This is a genomic window from Thioalkalivibrio sp. ARh3 (genome assembly GCF_000377265.1).
GTDB lineage: Bacteria > Pseudomonadota > Gammaproteobacteria > Ectothiorhodospirales > Ectothiorhodospiraceae > Thioalkalivibrio > Thioalkalivibrio thiocyanoxidans.
Window position 1 is genome coordinate 600,564 of sequence record NZ_KB897947.1, and the last position, 18,828, is coordinate 619,391.

An 18,828-nucleotide genomic window follows, 5' to 3' on the forward strand; every position below is an offset into this window, starting at 1 on the left:
GACATGGCGGATCCGCGGTGCCCGCAGGTGTATCTGGTGTCCGACGGGACCGGGATTACCGCGGAGACGCTGGCGCGTTCGCTGTTCACCCAGTTCCCGGACCTGGACCCGGCCTGGCATCGGCTGCCATTCGTGCAGACCCCGGGTCGGCTGTCCAGCGTGTTCGCGCGGATCGGGGCCGGGCCGCAGCCGGCGGTGGTCGTGGCCACCCTGGCCAATGCCGACCTGCGCCAGGATCTGCGCCACAGCCCCGTCCCGGTCATCGACGTGTTCGGGGAGCAGGTCGGGCGGCTGGAGGAGGTGCTCGGGGTCACCGCCCAGCCGGTATCCGGGCGGGCCCACGGCATGGGGGACGTGACGCGCTACGATCGCCGTATCGAGGCCCTGAACTACACGCTGTCGCATGACGACGGCCTGTCCACCCAGGATCTTTCCGTGGCCGATGTGGTGCTGCTGGGTGCGTCGCGTTCGGGCAAGACGCCCACCAGCCTCTACCTGGCAATGAACTACGGCCTGTTCGCGGCCAACTACCCGCTGGTGCCGGAGGACCTGGGTCAGGGCGACACCCCGCACATGCCGCGCAGCCTGCGCGGGCTCGGTGGGCGCCTGGTCGGGCTGACCATCACCCCCCAGCGGCTGTCCCAGATCCGCGAGGGCCGCCGTCCCGGGAGCCAGTACGCAAGCCTCGGCCAGTGCCGCGCGGAATGTGCCGCGATCCAGGAGTTTCTGGAGATCTGGAACATCCCTCACCTGGACGTTACCGAGCTCTCCATTGAAGAGATCGCGACCCAGGTGCGCGATACCCTGGACCGGATTCGAGGTACCTGACCGGGTGCCCGAGAACACTTGACTCAATCTGCGTCTGTCTTGGCATCCCGCCGGGCATGCCCGAGAATGTCGCCGACTTCCCGTCGAACTGCCGCAAGGAGCCCGCATGACTGCCGCCGGACCCGGACAAGAGATTGCCATCTTCCTGATCAGCGTCATCTTCGGGATCTACATCATCCTGTTGATCCTGCGTACGATCTTCGGGCTGGTGCGGGCGGAATACCACAACCCGATCTCGCAGACGATCGTGATGCTGACCGACCCGCCGCTAAGAATCCTGCGGCGGGTGATCCCTTCGGTCGGGCGGTTCGATCTGGCCGCGATCGTGCTGATTATCGTGCTCAAGTGCATCGAACTCTGGCTGCGTGCCGCGATTCTCGGGGCGGATGTGGGGCTGGGCGTGATCTTCTACGTCGCCATCCGCGAGGTGCTGACCACCGTGATCTGGGTATTCATGATCGCCCTGATCATCGAGGTCGTGATGAGCTGGATCCAGGCGGGTGGTGGAGGCGGGGGACATAACCCCATCCTGCGCCTGGCCGCCGACGTCAATCGGCCCATCCTTGGTCCTCTGCGTCGGACGCTGCCTCAGGCCGGCGCAATTGATTTTTCCCCGATGGTTGCACTGGTGGGTTTGTACATCCTGCTGATTCTGGTGCGCTCTTTCTGATCCAGATCAACCGGGCCCGGAAACCCTCTTCTTTTGCCGGTTTCATCTGCACGAAAAGGCGCTAGACTCGAGGACAGGGGGTGGTGTCAGCCTCATGCCGGCGGCACCGCCCTCGCCTACCCTGAACGGCAGAGGAGTTAGCCATGGCAAGAGTGCATCGGGTCATCACCGGCTTCATCGTCGCTTTGGCGGCGGTTGCCCTCGGCAGCTCGATGGCGTCCGCCAGCGAGGCGGAATTCGACAACTACGTGGTGTACTACAACGTCATCAACACGACCTTCCTTTCCCCCGAGGTCGCTCAGGCCTACGACGTGCGCCGCAGCGCCAACCGCGCGATGGTCAACGTGACCGTAATGGAGCGCACCAATGACGGGCTGAAGGCCGTGTCCGCGGATCTCAGTGGTACCGCGACCAACATGCAAGACCAGATGCGCAGTCTGCGCTTCCGGGAAGTCCAGGATGGCGACGCCATCTATCAGCTTTCCGAGGTGACCGTTCGCCGCGGCGAGACGCTCGAGTTCGAGCTCGAGGTAACGCCGGAAGGCAGCGAGCGGGCCCTGCCCATCAGCTTCAGCCGCGAGTTCTTCGCCGACTGAGGTCCATTCGTACCCCCGCCGGGAGGCGGGGGTTACATCGTCAGCCGCAGCAGCATCCACCCGCCGTAGAGCAGGATCGTGGCCCCGGCCAGGGCGCGAACCCAGCGCTGTTGCACGAATGCGGCCATGCGCGCCGCGAAGACCCCCATCAGCAACAGATTCGGCAGCGTGCCCAGGGCGAAGGCCGCCATCAGCAGGGCGCCCTCGGTGGCCCCTCCGGCGCTGAGCGACCAGGCCAGCACGCTGTAGACCAGCCCGCAGGGCAGCCAGCCCCAGAGCCCGCCCACCAGCAGTGCCTGTCCGGCATGCCGCACTGGCAGAAACCGCCGACCGAGGGGTTCGATGCGACGCCACACCACACCACCCGCCTGTTCCAGGCGCGCCAGGACTGGCCACCAGCCACCGATGTACAGTCCCAGCAGGACCAGGAAGACTGCGGCAATCCCCTGCAGGATTGCCTGCCCGGCCGGCAGGCCACCCAGCAGGGTGGCCCCCAGCCAGCCGGCCAGGGCGCCGGCGATCACGTAGCTGCCCATGCGCCCCAGGTTGTAGGCCAGGAGCAGGTCGAATCCCGGACCCCGGCGACCGTGCCCGAGCGAGATCGCGCCCACGATGCCACCGCACATCCCGAGGCAGTGAACGCCCCCCAGGATGCCCACAGCAAGGGCGGCGAGTAGTGTGCCCGGGTCGCCCATTACCGCCACCCTCCATCAGTCCGGATCGGCAGCATCGCCCAGGACCTCGTGCTTGGTGCGGATGAATGTCGAATGCGGGACGTACAGGAGATCGGCCAGGTGCCGGATCACGGCCTCCTGGCGCTTGTGCAGGTCCTGGTTGGCCCACGCGGCGCGCCACAGTGCGCGCATGATGTCGGCTTTCTGGTCGGCGTCGAAGGCCGCGTTGACCTCGCGGGCCATCGGGTGGATGGATACGAGTTCGTCGCTCTTTTCGCGGGCGATCTCGAGCAGGCCATCGGCGGTATCCGCATCCAGTTCAAACAGCTCGATCAGGCTGGCGCGCACGGAGTCGAGCTCGACCTCGTGCAGTTCGAAGTCGGCGCGGCAGACCTCCATGATGAGCGCGGCGGCCGCGCGCTGCAGGCGCTGTTCGTCGTCGCCGGATTCGGTGTCGCTCAAATCCGTGCGCATCAGGCGCTGCCAGTGGCGGCGCAGCTCGTCGATCATCAGGGTTCCTTTCTGCGTGCGTGTGCTTTGCGTATGGTGCCCGAATGGGCGCCACGGACAAGTACACGGGTGAATCGTCCCCGGATCTGCTCCTGCTGTCCGGGGGTATCGAGAGCAGTGCCCTGCTGGTGCAGCGGCATGTGCAGGGCCGACCGCTGCGCGGCATGTGGGTGGATTACGGCCAGCGCAATGCCGAGCGCGAGCGGGCTGCGATCCGCGCCCTGGGCGCGGACTATGGGGTCGAGCCCGTCGAGATGGATCTGCGCGCGCTGCGCCAGGCGTTTGCCAAACGCTCGGAGTGGGTCGCGCATGTGCCGCTGCCGCAGCGCAACCTGCTGGTACTGGCGCTGGCGATCAATCTCGCCGAGCACCAGGGGGCGGGGCGCATCCTGCTCGCCCTCAATCGCGAGGACCAGGGGCATGGCCCGGGGTCGCGCCCGTCCTTTATCGGGCATCTCGCGGCGCTGGCGGACGAGCTGGTGCCGGGGCTGGCGATCGAGGCCCCGCTGATCGCGCAGTCCAAGGCCGAGATCATCCGCAGCACCGATCCGTTGGGAATCGACTGGTCCCGCACCTGGAGCTGCCTTCTGGCACAATCGCTTCACTGCGGGCGCTGCCCGCAGTGCCAGGCGCGCCGCGCAGCCTTTGCCGCGGCGGGCGTGCCCGATCCGACTGACTATCGCGAACCGCCCCGATGACCGAACCCGCCCTTCCCAAGCATGTGATCGAGCGCCTGGAGATCGCCATTTTCACGGGCGAGACCCTGCAGCTGAACTGGGCCGAGCCTGACTCCAGTCAGGCCGAGGGAAACACTGATCAATGTGCACACTCGCGCTCGAGTCGCTTTTGCGTGCGAACAAGGCGCGGTGACTGCCGTGCAGTCACTCTGCACAAAGGAGCCGCAACGCCGTGCGCGCGCAAAAGCGGCCGAGCCCCTTCGGGGTTGGCACCCCAGGTTCCCCGATCCTGCGCCGGCAGTGGGCGCCAGCCCCCATGTAGGATGCTGATGAGCGCAGCGAATCGCATCAGGGTTGCCCCGACGTTGGCATGGTGCGTTTCGCTGCGCTCAACGCACCCTACAGCTCAAGCTTGTAGCGGGTGCTCGAATACCGCCCGTTTTGACCTACCCTCCCGATATGAGCCCCTTGTGGAGGGCGTGACAGGCCGGGGAGAAGGCGCTGACTGTCTGAGCGAAGCGAGTTTCAGCGCCGCCGGCCTGGCGCGTCCGGAGCAAGGTTCCCGGGCGAATCCCGGGCGTGTTTCTTGGTTACTTCTTTGCACGAGCAAAGAAGTAACTCGGGGGGCGCTGCCGAAACAGCGCTTGGCAGGCGGCAAGACGAAGGCACCGTAAACACCGGATGCCGAACCGTGCCCAGCCACAAGACGTGTGCTGCTGCCACGTCTGACCCGGCGGGGCCCGGGGACCTGGCCTCAGGCCGTGTCGGCGAGTCGCGAGGCGATGTGCGCCGGGGCGAAGCCTTTCTGTGCGCGCAGGTAGGCGGCCAGGCGCGCCGCAAAGTCATCGGGTACGGAGGTGGAGACCGCGTCCATGCCGCGCAACGTTTCCCAGCGTTCGGCCAGGCGCGGATACGCCTCCGGCTCCCAGGGATTGTCGATGTCGTCGATCAGGCTGTAGCGCAGCAGGATCGGCGCGAGAGTGGCGTCGATCAGGGTGAAGGCATGCCCGGCGAGCAGCGGATCGCCCGCCAGCTCGCGTTCCAGCCGCTCCAGCCCGCGCGAGGCCGCATGCCGTTCCATCTCGAAGGCCGCCTCGTCGGTCGCCGTCATCCAGCGATACTGGGTCATCGTCTGCTCGCCCAGGTATTCGATCCAGGCGCGGGTGCGGGCCTGCTGCAGCGGCGTGTCCGGCATCAGCGGCGGCGGGGTAATCGCGTCGACGTATTCGTTGATGACCGCCGACTCGAACAGCACGGTGTCGTGATCGACCTTCAGGATCGGCACCTTGCCGAGCGGGGACTGTTCGCGAAACCAGTCGGGTGGGTCGGCGAGATCGATATAGGTCACTTCGAACGGTGCCTGCTTGTATTTCAGCGTGATCACGCTACGCTGAACGAAAGGACAAAGGTCAAAGCTGATCAGGTGCAGATGCGGGAGTTTCATGACGTATCGAAGCCCCACGCGGGGCCCCATCCTCTGATGGCGGAAAGCCGCGCATTGTCCATGCCTGCGATCCGGCGGGAAAGTCCAGTGTCTCCAGTGTGGGGGTTCCTTGGCCGGGGCTGAGGCACGCGCGGCGCCCGCCGGCGGGCTGCGCATCGACAAGTGGCTGTGGGCCGCGCGCTTCTTCAAGACCCGCGCGCTGGCCACCGAGGCCGTTAGTGGCGGCAAGGTCCATGTGAACGGCGAGCGCTGCAAGCCGGCGCGCCGGGTGCACCCGGGCGATCGCCTGACGATCCATCGCGGCCAGCAGACCTGGGAGATCGACGTGCGGGCGCTGAATGACCAGCGTCGGCCCGCGACCGAGGCGCGCGAGCTGTATACCGAGACACCCGAGAGCGAGGCCCGGCGTGAGGCCGAATCCGAACGTCGCCGCGCGGAGCGAGCGGTGGCCGACAGTGCCCCCAGCGGCCGTCCGGACAAGCGCCAGCGCCGCCAGATCCGGCGTTTCATCCGCCAGGACGGTCAGGGCGAATGAGTGGCCCACCGCAAACCCCCTTGCTGGCCGCGGATGTGGTGATCCATCATCCCGCCCATCCTGGCTGCGTGCTGGTGATCGAGCGCCGCAACCCGCCCCATGGCTGGGCCCTCCCCGGGGGGTTCGTGGATGTCGGCGAGTCGGTCGAGCAGGCCGCCGTACGCGAGGCCCTGGAGGAAACCGGTCTGGAGGTCACGCTGGAGGCCTTGCTGGGCGTCTATTCCGATCCCGCGCGGGATCCGCGCGGGCACACCGTCAGTGCCGTATTCGTGGCGCGCGGCGCGGGCGAGGCCCGTGCGGCCGATGACGCCGCGGACTGTGCCTGGCTGGATCCCGAAGATCAGGGCCAGCTGCTGGCCTTTGACCATCGGCGCATCCTTGATGACTATCTGCGCTATCGCCTGACCGGAGAAACCGCGCCGCTGCGTCTGCAGTCTTCCAGTGCGATACGAGGGGCTGGGGCATGACGTCGGGCGGTTCGGTCCTTTCCCGAACCAGCTTGCTGTTACCATACTGCGCTTTCGTTCACGGAACCCGAACCGAGTGACCCAGGCCGATCCTGCAACCCCGTCCGCTGCGATACCGGAACCGCGCGTGTATTCACGCGAGGAACACGGCATCTCGCGCGCCGCGATCGACGACAACGCCCTGAAGGTGCTCTATCGCCTGCGCGATGCGGGCTATCGCGCCTGTCTGGTGGGCGGGGGCGTGCGCGACCTGCTGCTGGGGCGCGAGCCCAAGGATTTCGATGTGGCCACCGATGCCACACCGGATCAGGTGCGCGGGCTGTTCCGTAACTGTCGCCTGATCGGGCGGCGTTTCCGTCTGGCCCATGTCCTGTTCGGCCGCGATGTGATCGAGGTCGCCACCTTCCGGGCGCCACACGACGAGGACGACGACAGCGACGGGCAGGTGGCGCTGAGCGAAGAGGGCCGCATCCTGCGCGACAACCGCTACGGCACGATCGAGCAGGACGCGGTGCGCCGGGACTTCAGCGTGAATGCGCTGTACTACGACATCGACGATTTCTCGGTGCTCGACTACACCGGCGGGGTCGAGGACCTGCGCGAGGGTGTGTTGCGCCTGATCGGGGACGATGTTGAAACACGGCTGCGCGAGGACCCGGTGCGCATGCTGCGCGCGGTGCGCTTCTCCGCGAAGCTGGGACTGCGCATCGCGCCCGAGGTCGAGGCCGGGATCCACGACCTCGCGGGCCTGATGCAGACGGTGGCCCCGGCGCGGCTGTTCGACGAGGTGATCAAGCTGTTCCACAGCGGTGCGGCGGTCACCTGCCTGGACGAGCTGGAGCGCTTCGGTCTGTTCGCACCGATGTTCCCGGAGGCGGCCGAGTGCTTTGCCGATCCGGATTTGGGTGCCGAGCGGCGGCAGTTCCTGGTCGAGTCGCTGCTCAATACCGACAAGCGCATCAACGAGGAGCTTGGGGTCAACCCGGCGTTCCTCTATGCCGCAATCCTGTGGGCCCCGGTGCAGGTGGCGGCGGCCCGGCGCATCGAGGAAGACGAGCAGGAGATCCCGGCCTGGCAGCAGGCGATGGCCGAGGTGCTGGATCGCCAGGTGAAGACGGTCTCGATCCCCAAGCGCTTCAGCCTGATCGTGCGCGAGATCTGGGAGCTGCAGGCGCGGCTGGAGCGGGCGCGCGGCGGGCGTGCGCTGCGCCTGCTGACGCACCCGCGTTTCCGTGCCGGATACGATTTCCTCTGCCTGCGCGCCCGCGCGGGCGATGCCGACCCGGAACTGTGTCGCTGGTGGACCGAGTTCCAGGAAAAGGACGAGGGCGAACAGAAGAAGATGGCCGGCGGCGGTGGAAAGGGCAAGAGTCGTGCCCGCCGTGGCGGGCGTCGTCGCAAGCGCCGGCGCAAGGGCGATGGCGAGTCCGGCGGCTCGAATGACGGGGGGGATGCGGCATGACCGACGCCGGTTTGCAGGTGTTCGTGGGTATCGGCGCCAATCTTGGCGACCCCGAGGCCCAGGTGCGCGAGGCCTTTCGGCGCCTGGCCGGTGATGTGCCGCAGACGCTGCTGACGGGGCAGTCGCGGCTATACCGTAACCCGCCGATGGGCCCGCAGGACCAGCCGGACTACGTGAATGCAGTGGCCCGGTTGCACACCCGGCTCGAGCCCCTGGAGTTGCTGCACGCGCTACAGGCGATCGAGGCCGACTGTGGCCGCGAGCGTGACGGCACCCGCTGGGGCCCGCGCCTGCTTGATCTGGACATCCTGTTGTTCGGGGATCAGGTGCTGGACCTGCCCGGGCTGCATGTACCCCATCCGGGTCTGGCCGAGCGCGATTTCGTCGTCCTCCCGCTGGCCGAGCTGGCACCGGGTCTGAAGATTCCGGGCGAGGGCCTGATCGAGCGGCTTGCCCACCGCTTCGACGGCGCCTCGCTGGTTGCGCTGGAGGACCCGGACGTTGCCCGTGCCGGGGGGCAGCGGTGAGTCTGAGCGACTTCGACTTTGTTGCGGTGGAGGGTCCGATCGGGGTGGGCAAGTCCAGCCTCGCACGGCTGCTGTCGGAACACCTGCGGGCCGAGGGGATCTTCGAGGCGCCGGACGAGAACCCGTTCCTCGAGCGCTTCTACCAGGAGCCGGACAAACACGCCCTGGCCACGCAGCTGCATTTTCTGGTGCAGCGTGTGCGGCAGCTGACGCCGGTCAGCCAGAAGGGCCTGTTCGAGCAGCGCCACGTGGCCGACTACGTGATGGACAAGGACCCGCTGTTCGCCGAGCTCAACCTGCACCCCGACGAGCTGGAGATCTACCGCGAGATGTTTCGGCACCTGCGCGCGGGCCTGCCACGGCCTGATCTGGTGATCTACCTGCAGGCGCCGGTGGAGGTCCTGCTGGATCGCATCCGCCAGCGTGCGCGACCGTACGAACGTCACATCGAGGCGCATTATCTGGAGCGCCTGAACGCGGCTTATGCGGAATTCTTCTATCATTTCGAAGGGGCGGCACTGGTGATCGTGAACGCCACCGAGATCGACTGGGTGAACAACCCGGCCGACTTCGAACAGCTGGTGCAGTTCCTGGAGCCGATCCAGGGTGGCCGACACTATTTCAATCCGCTGCCGATCACGCTCTGACGTGCGGCAGATCGATCCCGCCCGGGAGGCAGACTGATGCGGCCGATCACCGTCAATACGCTGGCCAGGCGCAAGCAGGCCGGCGAACCGATTACCTGTCTGACGGCCTATGACGCGTCCTTTGCCGCGCTGCTGGACCGCTGCGGCGTGGACGTCATCCTGGTCGGCGATTCCCTGGGTATGGTGGTGCAGGGGCACCCGACCACGCTGCCGGTGACGATCGACGACATGTGCTATCACGTCGCCAGTGTCGCGCGGGTGGTCCACAACGCGATGATCATGGCGGACCTGCCGTTTCTCGGAGACGCCGATGTCCCGACCGCGTTGCAGCAGTCCGGGGCCTTGATGCGCGCCGGCGCGCACATGGTCAAGATCGAGTGCGGGCTGGCCGAGCTGCCGATTGTCGAGCGGCTGGTGGCCGCCGGAATCCCGGTATGCGCGCATCTGGGCCTGACGCCGCAGGCGGTGCATCGCATGGGCGGCTTCCGTGTGCAGGGTCGCGACCCCCACGCCGCCGCCGAGATGGAATCGCTGGCCGCGCGCCTGGAGGCCGCCGGTGCCCAGGGGCTGCTCCTGGAAAGCGTGCCGGAGGAACTGGCGGACGCGATCGTTCGCGCGACCGATATCCCGGTGATCGGGATCGGCGCCAGCGCGCGCTGTGATGGCCAGGTCCTGGTGATCCAGGACGTGATTGGCCTGACGCCCGAGCCACCTCGCTTCGCACGCGATTTCCTGGGCGAGGGCGGCTCGCTGGAGGGCGCGGTACGCGCCTATTGCGAGGCGGTGCGGGCACGCACGTTCCCTGAATCCGGCGTGCACACTTTCCGTTAGTTCTTTCATTCTTCCGTCCATGAGGACCCCGGCCCAAGAGACCCCTGGCCCATGAGAATCCTGCGTGACCGGCCCCAGCTGGTGGCCATGCATCGAGAATGGGCCCGCAAGGGCCGCGGAACCATTGCCCTGGTCCCCACGATGGGACACCTGCACGAGGGGCACATGACGCTGATCCGGCATGCCCGCGCACGGGCGCAGCGCGTGGTGGTGTCGATCTTCGTGAATCCGATGCAGTTCGACCGTCTCGAAGACCTCGAGCGCTATCCGCGCACCCTGGAGGAGGACTCGCGTCTGCTGACCGAGGCCGGCGTGGACGCGGTGTTCTGTCCGTCCGAGGAAGACATGTACCCGAGCGACGGCAGGCCCCCGGTGCGGGTGGTGGTACCGGGGCTTTCGGAGATCCTGGAGGGGGCCTTCCGCCCCGGGCACTACGATGGCGTGGCCACGGTGGTGACCAAGCTGTTCAACCTCGTGCGGCCGGATATCGCACTGTTCGGCGAGAAGGACTTTCAGCAGTTCAAGCTGATCGAGCGCATGGTGCAGGGGCTGGACATCCCGGTGCGGGTCGAGGCGATCCCGACGGTGCGCGAGAAGGACGGCCTGGCCTGCAGTTCGCGCAACGACCAGCTGCCCGAGGAGGCGCGGATGATCGCACCGGAGCTCAAACGCGTGCTGGACGAGGTGGCCACGGTCTGCCGAGGGGCGACGGTTTTCGATGCCGAGCGCATCCCCGAGGTCGAGGGGCGTGCCTGCGACCGCCTGCGCGAGACCGGCTTCGACCCCGAATACCTGTCCATCCGGCGTGCGGAGGATCTGGCCGAGCCGGAGCACGGCGTGGCGCTGGCCGACCAGGACCTGGTGGTGCTGGCCGCCGCCTGGCTGGCGGAAGTCCGCCTGATCGACAACGTGCGCACCCGCCCGGCGAGCTGATTCGTGCCCGCGCCGGGGTGGGCCATTTGCCGCGCCCGGCACAATCGCGGATAATTTTGCGCCCCCAGAGGTTATCGCCGGAAAATTCGCCGATGCACGTCACCATGCTCAAGGGCAAGCTGCACAAGGCCCAGGTCACTCATTGTGAGCTGGAGTACGAGGGCTCGTGCGCCATCGATACGCGGCTGCTGGAAGCCGCCGGTATCCTGCCGTTCGAGCAGATCCAGATCTACAACGTGGACAACGGCGAGCGCTTTACCACCTACGCGATCGAGGGCGAGCCGGGCTCCGGCATCATCTCGGTCAATGGTGCGGCCGCGCACAAGGCGGCGGTGGGGCATCGCGTGATTGTCTGTGCCTACGCGCAGATGGACGCGGCCGAGGCCCGCGAATTTACCCCGAACCTGGTGTATCTCGACGACCGCAACGCGATCGTGCGTACCGGCCACGGCATCCCGGTGCAGGCCGCTTGAGAAAACGCTGATTTATCTGCGTTTCCTTGCGGCGCAGCGTGCGCTGAGGAAGCCAGGATGGCTTTATTCAGCGCTGCCATAAGCACACGCCCTCGCCTTCGTCCCGGCAGTTGTCCGGCCTCGCAGTTGTCGGGCAACGGGCGCACCGCTATCCTCCACACCCATGAATCTCCACGAATTTCAGGCCAAGGCGCGCTTTCGCGACGCCGGCATCCCCGTTCCCGACGGACAGGTGATCACCCACCCCGACGAGCTCCCCGCCGCCTGGCAGGCACTGGGCGCCGAGCGCGTGCTGGTCAAGGCCCAGGTGCATTCCGGCGGGCGCGGCAAGGCCGGTGGCGTGGTGATGGCGGATTCCCCCGAGGCCGCGCGCGAGGCCGCGGAAAAGCTGCTGGGCTCGCGCCTGGTCACCGGGCAGAGCGGCCCCGAGGGCCTGCCGGTGGATCAGCTCCTGCTGGAGCCGGCCGCCGACATCGCCCGCGAATTCTACTTTGCCCTGCTGGTGGACCGGGCCCGCGAGCGCCTGGCGCTGGTGGTCTCCGCCGAGGGGGGCATGGACATCGAGACCCTGGCCGCCGAGCGGCCCGAGGCGGTGATCACCCTGCCGATCCACCCGGCCACGGGCGTGATGCCGTTTCACGGGCGGCGGGTCGCCTTTGCCCTCGGGCTGTCGGGCGAGCCGGCCAAGGCGATGGCCCAACTGGTGACCAATGCCCATGCCCTGTTCCAGCAGGTGGATGCGCAGCTGCTGGAGATCAACCCGCTGGTGCTGACCGCTGACGACCAGCTGCTGGCCATCGACGCCAAGCTGACCGTGGACGACTCTGCCGCCTACCGCCAGAAGGCGCTGATGGCCGAACGCGACGCGCGCCAGCGCGACCCGGCCGAGGAACAGGCGCACGAGCACGACCTCAACTACATCCGCCTGGACGGTTCCATCGGCTGCATGGTGAACGGCGCGGGGCTGGCCATGGCCACCATGGACCTGATCAAGCACCACGGCGGCGAGCCGGCCAACTTCCTGGATGTCGGCGGCGGCACGACGGTGGAGCGGGTCACGGCCGCGTTCAAGCTGATCCTGTCGGACCCCTCGGTGAAGGCGGTGCTGGTGAACATCTTTGGCGGCATCGTGCGCTGCGACCTGATCGCCGAGGGCATCATCGCCGCGATCCGCGAGGTGCAGGTCCAGGTGCCGGTGGTGGTGCGTCTGGAAGGCACCAACGCGGAGCAGGGCCGCGAGGCGCTGGCCAGCTCCGGCCTGGACGTGATCCCGGCCGCGGACCTCGACCGCGCGGCGCGCACCGTGGTGGAGGCCGTGGCATGAGCATCCTCGTCGACCGCGATACCAAGGTGATCTGCCAGGGCTTTACCGGCAAGCAGGGCAGTTTCCACTCCGAGCAGGCGATTGCCTATGGCACGCGTCTGGTCGGGGGTGTGACGCCCGGCAAGGGCGGACAGACGCATCTGGACCGTCCGGTGTTCAATACCGTCGCCGATGCGGTGGCGCAGACCGGCGCGACCGTCAGCATGATCTATGTCCCGGCCCCGTTCGCGGCCGATGCGATCTGCGAAGCGGCGGATGCCGGCATCGAGCTGGCCGTGTGCATCACCGAGGGCATCCCGGTACAGGACATGATCCGGGTAAAGCAGGTCCTGGCCGGCAGCCCGACCCGCCTGATCGGCCCGAACTGTCCCGGCATCATCACGCCGGATGCCTGCAAGGTCGGCATCATGCCCGGCTATATCCACCAGCGCGGGCGCATCGGTATCGTTTCGCGCTCCGGTACCCTGACCTACGAGGCCGTCAAGCAGACCTCGGATCGGGGGCTGGGCCAGAGCACCTGCATCGGCATCGGTGGCGACCCGATCCAGGGGCTCGACTTCGTCGACTGCCTGCGGCTGTTTCGCGACGACCCGGAGACCGACGGCGTGCTGCTGGTCGGCGAGATCGGTGGCGATGCCGAGGAGCGCGCCGCGCGCTATATCGAGAGTGAATTCGACAAGCCGGTGGCGGCCTATATCGCGGGCGCCACCGCGCCGCCCGGACGTCGCATGGGCCATGCCGGGGCGATCATCGCCGGCGGCCAGGGCACGGCCGAACAGAAGATGGCGGCCCTGCGCGCGGCGGGTGCGAGCGTGGCCGAGAGCCCGGCCGAACTCGGCCAGGCCATGCAGTCCGCGCTCGATCGCGCCTGACCCGCCGCGATGGCGTTCGCCGATGACCTGCCGCTGGCCCTGGCCCAGATCAACCCGATCGTGGGTGGGCTGGATACGAACCGCCACCTGATCGAGGACGCGATCGAACAGGCCCGCGCCGCCGGTGCGTGCGCGGTGGTCTTCCCCGAGCTCGCCCTGACCGGCTACCCCCCGGAGGACCTGCTGCTGCGCCCGGCCTTCCTGCGCGCGGTGGAACAGTCCCTGGCGGCGATCACGCGCTCGGTAGCGGGTATCGACGTGATACTCGGCGCACCGGTTGCCACTGAGCAGGGCCTGGTGAATGCGGCGCTGTGGCTGCGCGACGGCCGCGAGATCGCGCGTTATGCCAAGCAGGTATTACCCAACTACTCGGTATTCGACGAACAGCGCTATTTTGTCGCGGGCGACCAGGCCTGTGTGGTCGAGCTCGCGGGCTGGCGGATCGGTCTGACCGTCTGCGAGGACATCTGGCAGGCGGCACCGCTCGCCGCCGCGCAGGCGGCCGGGGCCGAACTGATCCTGAACCTGAATGCCTCGCCCTATCACCGTGGCAAGGCCGAGGAGCGCCTGCAGGTAGTGGGCGCGCGCGTCGCCGAGACCGGCTGCCCGGTGGTCTACGTGAACCAGGTGGGCGGGCAGGACGAGCTGGTGTTTGATGGCCGCTCCTTCGTGCACGACGCCGCGCACGGGGCGCGTGCGGCGCTGCCGGCCTGGGCGACCGGATACGCGCTGGTGCAGGCCCGGCGCGGGCCGTCGGGGATCGAGCTGCAGCCGCGGCCCGAGACCATGCACCTGTCCGCCTGCGGGATCCGTCCTACACTGACCGACCCCGGCCCGGAGCCGGACGAGGCGGATGCCCGCGACCTCTACCAGGCCCTGATGATCGGCATCCGCGACTATGTCGCCAAGAATGGCTTTCCCGGCGTGCTGCTGGGCCTGTCCGGTGGTATCGACTCGGGGCTGACGGCCGCGCTGGCGGTGGATGCGCTGGGCCCGGCTGCGGTGACGGCGGTGATGATGCCGTATCGCTACACCGCGTCGATGAGTATCGAGGATGCCGAGGCCCAGGCCCGGCTGCTGGGTATCGAGTACCACGAGATCGCGATCGAGCCGATGGTGCAGGACTTTCTGGCCGGGCTGTCACCGGCATTCGCCGCCATGCCCGCCCACGCGGGGGATGTGACCGAGGAAAACCTGCAGTCGCGCGCCCGCGGGGTGCTGCTGATGGCACTGTCGAACCGCAGCGGCAGGCTGCTGCTGGCGACCGGCAACAAGTCCGAGATGGCCGTCGGCTATTCCACGCTGTACGGCGACATGAACGGCGGCTTCGCCCCGCTGAAGGACGTCTCCAAGCAGTGGGTGTACCGCCTGGCGCGCTGGCGCAATACGCGCGGCGCGGCGATCCCCGAGCGGGTGATCGAGCGCCCGCCCAGCGCGGAACTGGCGCCTGACCAGCAGGATGCCGATTCGCTGCCCCCCTACGAGGTGCTGGATGCGGTGCTGGAGGCCTTCGTCGAGCAGGAGCGATCGGTGGAGGAGATCGTGGCCGATGGCTTTGATCGGGCCACCGTGGAGCGCATCGCGCGGCTGGTTTTCCTGGCCGAGTACAAGCGCCGCCAGGCCCCGCCCGGGGTGCGCGTCAGCCGGCGGGCCTTCGGCCGCGACCGGCGCTACCCGATCACCTCGGGTTATCGTCCGGATTGAGCGACACTCGACGCCGGACCCGAGCACCGTCATTGCGAGGAGGCGAAGCCGGAGCGGCAACCTCTGTCCGGAGCCACCGATATTCGCCTTGGCCTATGCCGGGGGAATCCACGGAGATCGCCACGGCGCAGCGCGCCTCGCGATGACGGTTCCTTCGGGATCCTGTCATTGCGAGGAGGCGAAGCCGACGTGGCAATCTCCTGAAGCTCGCAGAGCGCCGGGATCCGGTGGTTCCGGACGGAGGTGACTCGCTGCGCTCGCCCTGCGGGCCGGCCTGCGGCCGTTCAACGCGCTTCGCGCTTTTGTGCCGCGGCCCCTGCGGGGCCTCGCAATGACGGGGGACTGGGACCACTCAGGGGCAGATCCAGCACGGGGTCGGGGGTTTGATACACTTCCGGGGGTGAGATCAGCGCCCGCGCGGCGGGCACAACCAAAGGGATTCGCATGAAGAAGATCGAGGCGATCATCAAGCCGTTCAAGCTGGAGGATGTCCGCGAGGCCCTGACCGAGATGGGCATTGCCGGCATGACCGCGACCGAGGTCCAGGGCTTTGGCCGGCAGAAGGGCCATACCGAGCTCTACCGGGGTGCGGAATACGTGGTCGACTTCCTGCCCAAGGTAAAGCTGGAGCTGGTGGTGGATGACGACCGCGTGGACGCCTGTATCGATGCGATCGTGAAGGCCTCGCGCACCGGCAAGATCGGGGACGGCAAGATCTTTGTCTCCGACATGGCCCGCGTGGTGCGTATCCGTACCGGCGAAGAGGGTAGCGAGGCGCTTTAACCCTCGGCCTCGGACTTTGCCCCGTCATTGCAAGGAGCGCAGCGACGAAGCAATCGGCCGGACCCGGCGATCCCCGGATTCAGGCCTGCGGGTTCAGGAAACCGATTGCCGCGTCGCCTTCGGCTCCTCGCAATGACGGTTTGATTGCGAAGCCGGGGGAGTACGGATGCTCCCTGGTCAGTTCGTGAAGAATGGCAGGCGGTCGAACACGCGCCACAGGCCGCCGCGTTCCTCGCCCGTCTCGATCGGGTCTCCGGCGCGTACGGCGACGGCCGCGTCGGGGTAGTTCATCTCCAGGACCATCATCGTCGCGTCGGCGTAGTCCTCGAGCCCCAGTTCGGTATAGGCGCGCCACAGCACGCCCAGGGCCTGTGGCTGGACCTCGGCACCGGGGTAGGTGGACAGCAGGTAGCGCGCGCGCTCGGCGCCCGCGACCCAGGCGGTGCGCTCCATGTAGAACTCGGCCACGCGCAGTTCGTAGGCGGCCAGCGCGTTGCGGATATAGACCATCCGCAGGTAGGAGTCCTGCGCGTAGCGGCTGTCGGGGAATTCGCGGATCAGGCGGTCGAAATCCTGGAAGGCCTGCTCGAAGGGCTCCGGGTCCATCTCCGCCGGATCCCGCGGGAACAGGTTGGCGAGGACGCCCTGCTGGCGGTTGAAGTTGATCAGCCCGCGCAGGTAGTACGCATAATCCAGGTTCGGGTGGCGCGGATTGAGCTGGATGAAGCGGTCCACCGCCGCGATGGCGGCCTCCGGTTCGCGCGCCTTGTAGTAGGCGTACGGGATCTCGATCTGCGCCTGCTGGGCATAGCGGCCGAACGGGTAGCGCGCCTCGAGGATTTCGTAGTATTCGACGGCCTGATCGTAGTTGCCCTCGTTCAGGGCATTTTTCGCCTCGCCGTAGAGCTGACTGGCGGACCAGCCCAGTGTCGGGTCCTCGCGTCCGGCGCAACCGGCAATCACGAGTGCCAGGAGCAGGACGGCGAGCAGGCGCAGCAGGTTCGGGGCAGAAATCACGATCGGGCCTCGCAGATGAAGCGGTGTTCGCGGATTCTACAACATCATGCCGTGCCTGGCCGTTCGCGGGTGCGGGAAAATCGAGACGAGTATCGCCAATGAACGAATCGCGATCTGCGGAACTCCCCGAGGAAGAGGCTGGCCAGCGGCTGGATGCCGCGCTGGCGCGGCTGTTTCCGGAGTATTCGCGCAGCCAGCTGACCCAGTGGCTGAAGGAAGGAGCCTTGACCGTGAACGGTGGCCAGCCGAAACCGCGCACGCCGGTGCAGGGCGGCGAGCATGTCGTACTGGAGCCCCCGGAGGCCCCGGTCCTGGAGGCCGAACCCGAGCCCATTGCGCTGGATATCGTCCATGAGGACCCTGCCGTACTGGTGATCAACAAGCCGGCCGGGCTGGTCGTGCACCCGGCGGCGGGGCATCGTGCCGGTACCCTGGTCAATGCCCTTCTGCACCATGACCCGAATCTCTCGCAGCTGCCGCGCGCCGGGGTGGTGCACCGGCTGGACAAGGACACCACCGGGCTGATGGTGGTTGCGCGTACGCCGCAGGCGCAGACCGCGCTGGTGCGCCAGTTGCAGGAGCGTACGGTGCACCGCGAATACCGGGCGCTGGTGCAGGGCCGCGTGATCAGCGGCGCCACGATCGAAGAGCCGATCGGCCGCCATCCGGTGGATCGCAAGCGCCAGGCGGTCACGGGCGGCGGCAAGCCGGCGGTGACCCACTATCGGGTGGCGGAGCGTTTCCCGGCCCACACCCTGCTCAACGTGCGTCTGGAGACCGGGCGTACCCACCAGATCCGCGTGCACATGGCGCATATCCGCCACCCGATCGTGGGCGATCCCGCCTATGGGGGGCGCCCGCGCCCGGTGCGCGGCATGGGCGAGGCGGCGAAGGCGGCGCTCGCGGCCTTTCGCCGCCAGGCCCTGCATGCGGCGCGGCTGGAATTCGAGCATCCTGACAGTGGCGAAGTGCTCGCCTTTGAGGCCCCCGTGCCCGAGGATTTCGAGGCGCTGCTCGCCGCCCTGCGTACCGACCGGGAGGCCGAAAATGACCGCTGAACTGATCCCCACGCTCGCGCCGGACTTTGGCGAGCTTCCCTCGGGTGTCTGGGCGGTGCAGAGCACGCGCGAGGGGGGCGTGAGTACGGGCCCCTGGCACTCGCTGAATCTGGCCCTGCATACCGGCGATGACCCCGAACACGTGGCCGAGAACCGCTACCGCCTGGAGCACAGCCTGGGGATCGCGGAGCCTGTCGCCTGGCCGCGTCAGGTCCACGGCACGTGCGTGATTCGGGCCGAGGACCTGCTGGAGGCATGGGAGCAGGACGAGGTGCTCGAGGCCGATGCGGTATTCACCGACGCGCCCGGTGTGGTCTGCGCGGTGCAGACGGCGGACTGCCTGCCCGTCGTGCTGGCGACCGACGATGGCGAGGCGGTGGCCGTGGCCCATGCCGGCTGGCGTGGCCTGGCCGACGGGGTGCTCGAGGCGGCCGTCGAGGCCTTGCGCATCACGCGCCCCGAGGCGGAGATCCGCGCCTGGATGGGGGCGGCGATCGGGCCGGAGGCCTTCGAGGTCGGGCCGGAGGTGCGCGATACCTTCCTCGATCACGATGTCGAGGCCGCGCCCGCCTTCCGTGCCGGCCCGAACGGGCATTTCCACGCGGACATCTACGCGCTGGCCCGGCACCGGCTGGAGCGGGTCGATGTCGTGCAGGTGACGGGCGGCGGGCGCTGCACCTATTCGGAGGCCGGGCGGTTCTACTCCTATCGCCGGGACGGCGAGACCGGGCGCATGGGCACGCTGGCCTGGATCGGGCATCTGGACGAGGAATGACGGCGCGCCACGTGTTCTAAA

General features: G+C 67.9%; 22 protein-coding genes. 18 read left to right on the plus strand and 4 right to left on the minus strand.

The window, feature by feature from the left end; all coding sequences use genetic code 11:
• The first annotated feature begins 3 nt into the window (after window positions 1–3).
• The 3 genes from C995_RS0102780 to C995_RS0102790 all read left to right on the plus strand — a co-directional run bounded on the left by C995_RS0102780 (window position 4) and on the right by C995_RS0102790 (window position 2,094).
• Window positions 4–828 carry a pyruvate, water dikinase regulatory protein gene (locus C995_RS0102780; protein WP_018863486.1) on the plus strand — a complete coding sequence of 275 codons (825 nt, stop codon included), beginning with the start codon at window positions 4–6 and terminating at the stop codon, window positions 826–828.
• A gap of 106 nt (window positions 829–934) precedes the next feature.
• A complete protein-coding gene (locus C995_RS0102785) occupies window positions 935–1,498 on the plus strand; it encodes a YggT family protein (RefSeq protein ID WP_018863487.1) in 564 nt (187 codons plus the stop codon).
• Between the two features lie 143 nt (window positions 1,499–1,641).
• The gene (locus tag C995_RS0102790) at window positions 1,642–2,094 is read left to right on the plus strand and encodes a DUF4426 domain-containing protein (RefSeq protein WP_018863488.1); all 453 of its coding nucleotides are present in this window, start codon (window positions 1,642–1,644) and stop codon (window positions 2,092–2,094) included.
• A gap of 32 nt (window positions 2,095–2,126) precedes the next feature.
• Here C995_RS0102790 and C995_RS0102795 read toward each other — a convergent pair whose 3' ends face one another.
• Window positions 2,127–2,789, minus strand: a complete 663-nt coding sequence (locus tag C995_RS0102795; RefSeq protein WP_018863489.1) for a sulfite exporter TauE/SafE family protein — start codon at window positions 2,787–2,789, stop codon at window positions 2,127–2,129.
• A gap of 15 nt (window positions 2,790–2,804) precedes the next feature.
• The gene (locus C995_RS0102800; protein WP_018863490.1) at window positions 2,805–3,278 is read right to left on the minus strand and encodes a TerB family tellurite resistance protein; all 474 of its coding nucleotides are present in this window, start codon (window positions 3,276–3,278) and stop codon (window positions 2,805–2,807) included.
• 44 nt (window positions 3,279–3,322) lie between these two features.
• Here C995_RS0102800 and C995_RS0102805 point away from each other — a divergent pair, with 44 nt between their 5' ends.
• Entirely contained in the window at window positions 3,323–3,976 is a 654-nt protein-coding gene (locus C995_RS0102805; RefSeq protein ID WP_018863491.1) for a 7-cyano-7-deazaguanine synthase, read from the plus strand.
• Window positions 3,977–4,709: 733 nt separating this feature from the next.
• Here the strand turns inward: C995_RS0102805 and C995_RS0102815 are convergent.
• A complete protein-coding gene (locus C995_RS0102815) occupies window positions 4,710–5,399 on the minus strand; it encodes a glutathione S-transferase family protein (RefSeq protein WP_018863492.1) in 690 nt (229 codons plus the stop codon).
• Window positions 5,400–5,508: 109 nt separating this feature from the next.
• On the opposite strand from C995_RS0102815, the gene C995_RS0102820 reads away from it, so the two are divergent.
• From C995_RS0102820 to C995_RS0102875, 12 genes are all read left to right on the plus strand, one after another.
• Window positions 5,509–5,934 carry an RNA-binding S4 domain-containing protein gene (locus tag C995_RS0102820; RefSeq protein ID WP_018863493.1) on the plus strand — a complete coding sequence of 142 codons (426 nt, stop codon included), beginning with the start codon at window positions 5,509–5,511 and terminating at the stop codon, window positions 5,932–5,934.
• Window positions 5,935–5,954: 20 nt separating this feature from the next.
• Entirely contained in the window at window positions 5,955–6,401 is a 447-nt protein-coding gene (locus C995_RS0102825; RefSeq protein ID WP_018863494.1) for an NUDIX hydrolase, read from the plus strand.
• Between the two features lie 76 nt (window positions 6,402–6,477).
• A complete protein-coding gene (gene pcnB, locus C995_RS0102830) occupies window positions 6,478–7,863 on the plus strand; it encodes a polynucleotide adenylyltransferase PcnB (protein WP_019624725.1) in 1,386 nt (461 codons plus the stop codon).
• Window positions 7,860–8,390, plus strand: coding sequence for a 2-amino-4-hydroxy-6-hydroxymethyldihydropteridine diphosphokinase (gene folK, locus C995_RS0102835; protein WP_018863496.1), 531 nt, complete (start codon window positions 7,860–7,862; stop codon window positions 8,388–8,390). The genes pcnB and folK overlap by 4 nt, the downstream gene beginning before the upstream one ends.
• Window positions 8,387–9,037 carry a deoxynucleoside kinase gene (locus tag C995_RS0102840; protein ID WP_017925772.1) on the plus strand — a complete coding sequence of 217 codons (651 nt, stop codon included), beginning with the start codon at window positions 8,387–8,389 and terminating at the stop codon, window positions 9,035–9,037. Before folK ends, C995_RS0102840 begins: the two co-directional genes overlap by 4 nt.
• Before the next feature lie 36 nt (window positions 9,038–9,073).
• Window positions 9,074–9,868, plus strand: a complete 795-nt coding sequence (gene panB / locus C995_RS0102845; RefSeq protein WP_018863497.1) for a 3-methyl-2-oxobutanoate hydroxymethyltransferase — start codon at window positions 9,074–9,076, stop codon at window positions 9,866–9,868.
• A 51-nt stretch (window positions 9,869–9,919) separates the two neighbouring features.
• Window positions 9,920–10,801, plus strand: a complete 882-nt coding sequence (panC, locus tag C995_RS0102850) for a pantoate--beta-alanine ligase (RefSeq protein ID WP_018863498.1) — start codon at window positions 9,920–9,922, stop codon at window positions 10,799–10,801.
• Between the two features lie 92 nt (window positions 10,802–10,893).
• On the plus strand, window positions 10,894–11,274 hold the full coding sequence (panD, locus tag C995_RS0102855; protein ID WP_018863499.1) for an aspartate 1-decarboxylase: 381 nt from the start codon (window positions 10,894–10,896) through the stop codon (window positions 11,272–11,274).
• 163 nt (window positions 11,275–11,437) lie between these two features.
• Window positions 11,438–12,598, plus strand: coding sequence for an ADP-forming succinate--CoA ligase subunit beta (sucC, locus tag C995_RS0102860; protein WP_018863500.1), 1,161 nt, complete (start codon window positions 11,438–11,440; stop codon window positions 12,596–12,598).
• Window positions 12,595–13,470: a succinate--CoA ligase subunit alpha gene (gene sucD, locus C995_RS0102865; RefSeq protein ID WP_018863501.1), complete on the plus strand. Its 876-nt coding sequence runs from the start codon at window positions 12,595–12,597 to the stop codon at window positions 13,468–13,470. Before sucC ends, sucD begins: the two co-directional genes overlap by 4 nt.
• Before the next feature lie 9 nt (window positions 13,471–13,479).
• Window positions 13,480–15,174: an NAD+ synthase gene (locus C995_RS0102870; RefSeq protein WP_018863502.1), complete on the plus strand. Its 1,695-nt coding sequence runs from the start codon at window positions 13,480–13,482 to the stop codon at window positions 15,172–15,174.
• Between the two features lie 444 nt (window positions 15,175–15,618).
• Entirely contained in the window at window positions 15,619–15,957 is a 339-nt protein-coding gene (locus C995_RS0102875; RefSeq protein ID WP_012983402.1) for a P-II family nitrogen regulator, read from the plus strand.
• 177 nt (window positions 15,958–16,134) lie between these two features.
• Here the strand turns inward: C995_RS0102875 and C995_RS0102880 are convergent, their stop codons facing one another.
• Window positions 16,135–16,974 carry an outer membrane protein assembly factor BamD gene (locus C995_RS0102880; protein ID WP_018863503.1) on the minus strand — a complete coding sequence of 280 codons (840 nt, stop codon included), beginning with the start codon at window positions 16,972–16,974 and terminating at the stop codon, window positions 16,135–16,137.
• Window positions 16,975–17,072: 98 nt separating this feature from the next.
• Here C995_RS0102880 and rluD point away from each other — a divergent pair, with 98 nt between their 5' ends.
• Together rluD and pgeF are read left to right on the plus strand one after the other, a co-directional pair.
• Window positions 17,073–18,032 carry a 23S rRNA pseudouridine(1911/1915/1917) synthase RluD gene (rluD, locus tag C995_RS0102885; protein WP_018863504.1) on the plus strand — a complete coding sequence of 320 codons (960 nt, stop codon included), beginning with the start codon at window positions 17,073–17,075 and terminating at the stop codon, window positions 18,030–18,032.
• The gene (gene pgeF / locus C995_RS0102890; RefSeq protein WP_018863505.1) at window positions 18,022–18,807 is read left to right on the plus strand and encodes a peptidoglycan editing factor PgeF; all 786 of its coding nucleotides are present in this window, start codon (window positions 18,022–18,024) and stop codon (window positions 18,805–18,807) included. The genes rluD and pgeF overlap by 11 nt, the downstream gene beginning before the upstream one ends.
• Window positions 18,808–18,828 lie beyond the last annotated feature (21 nt).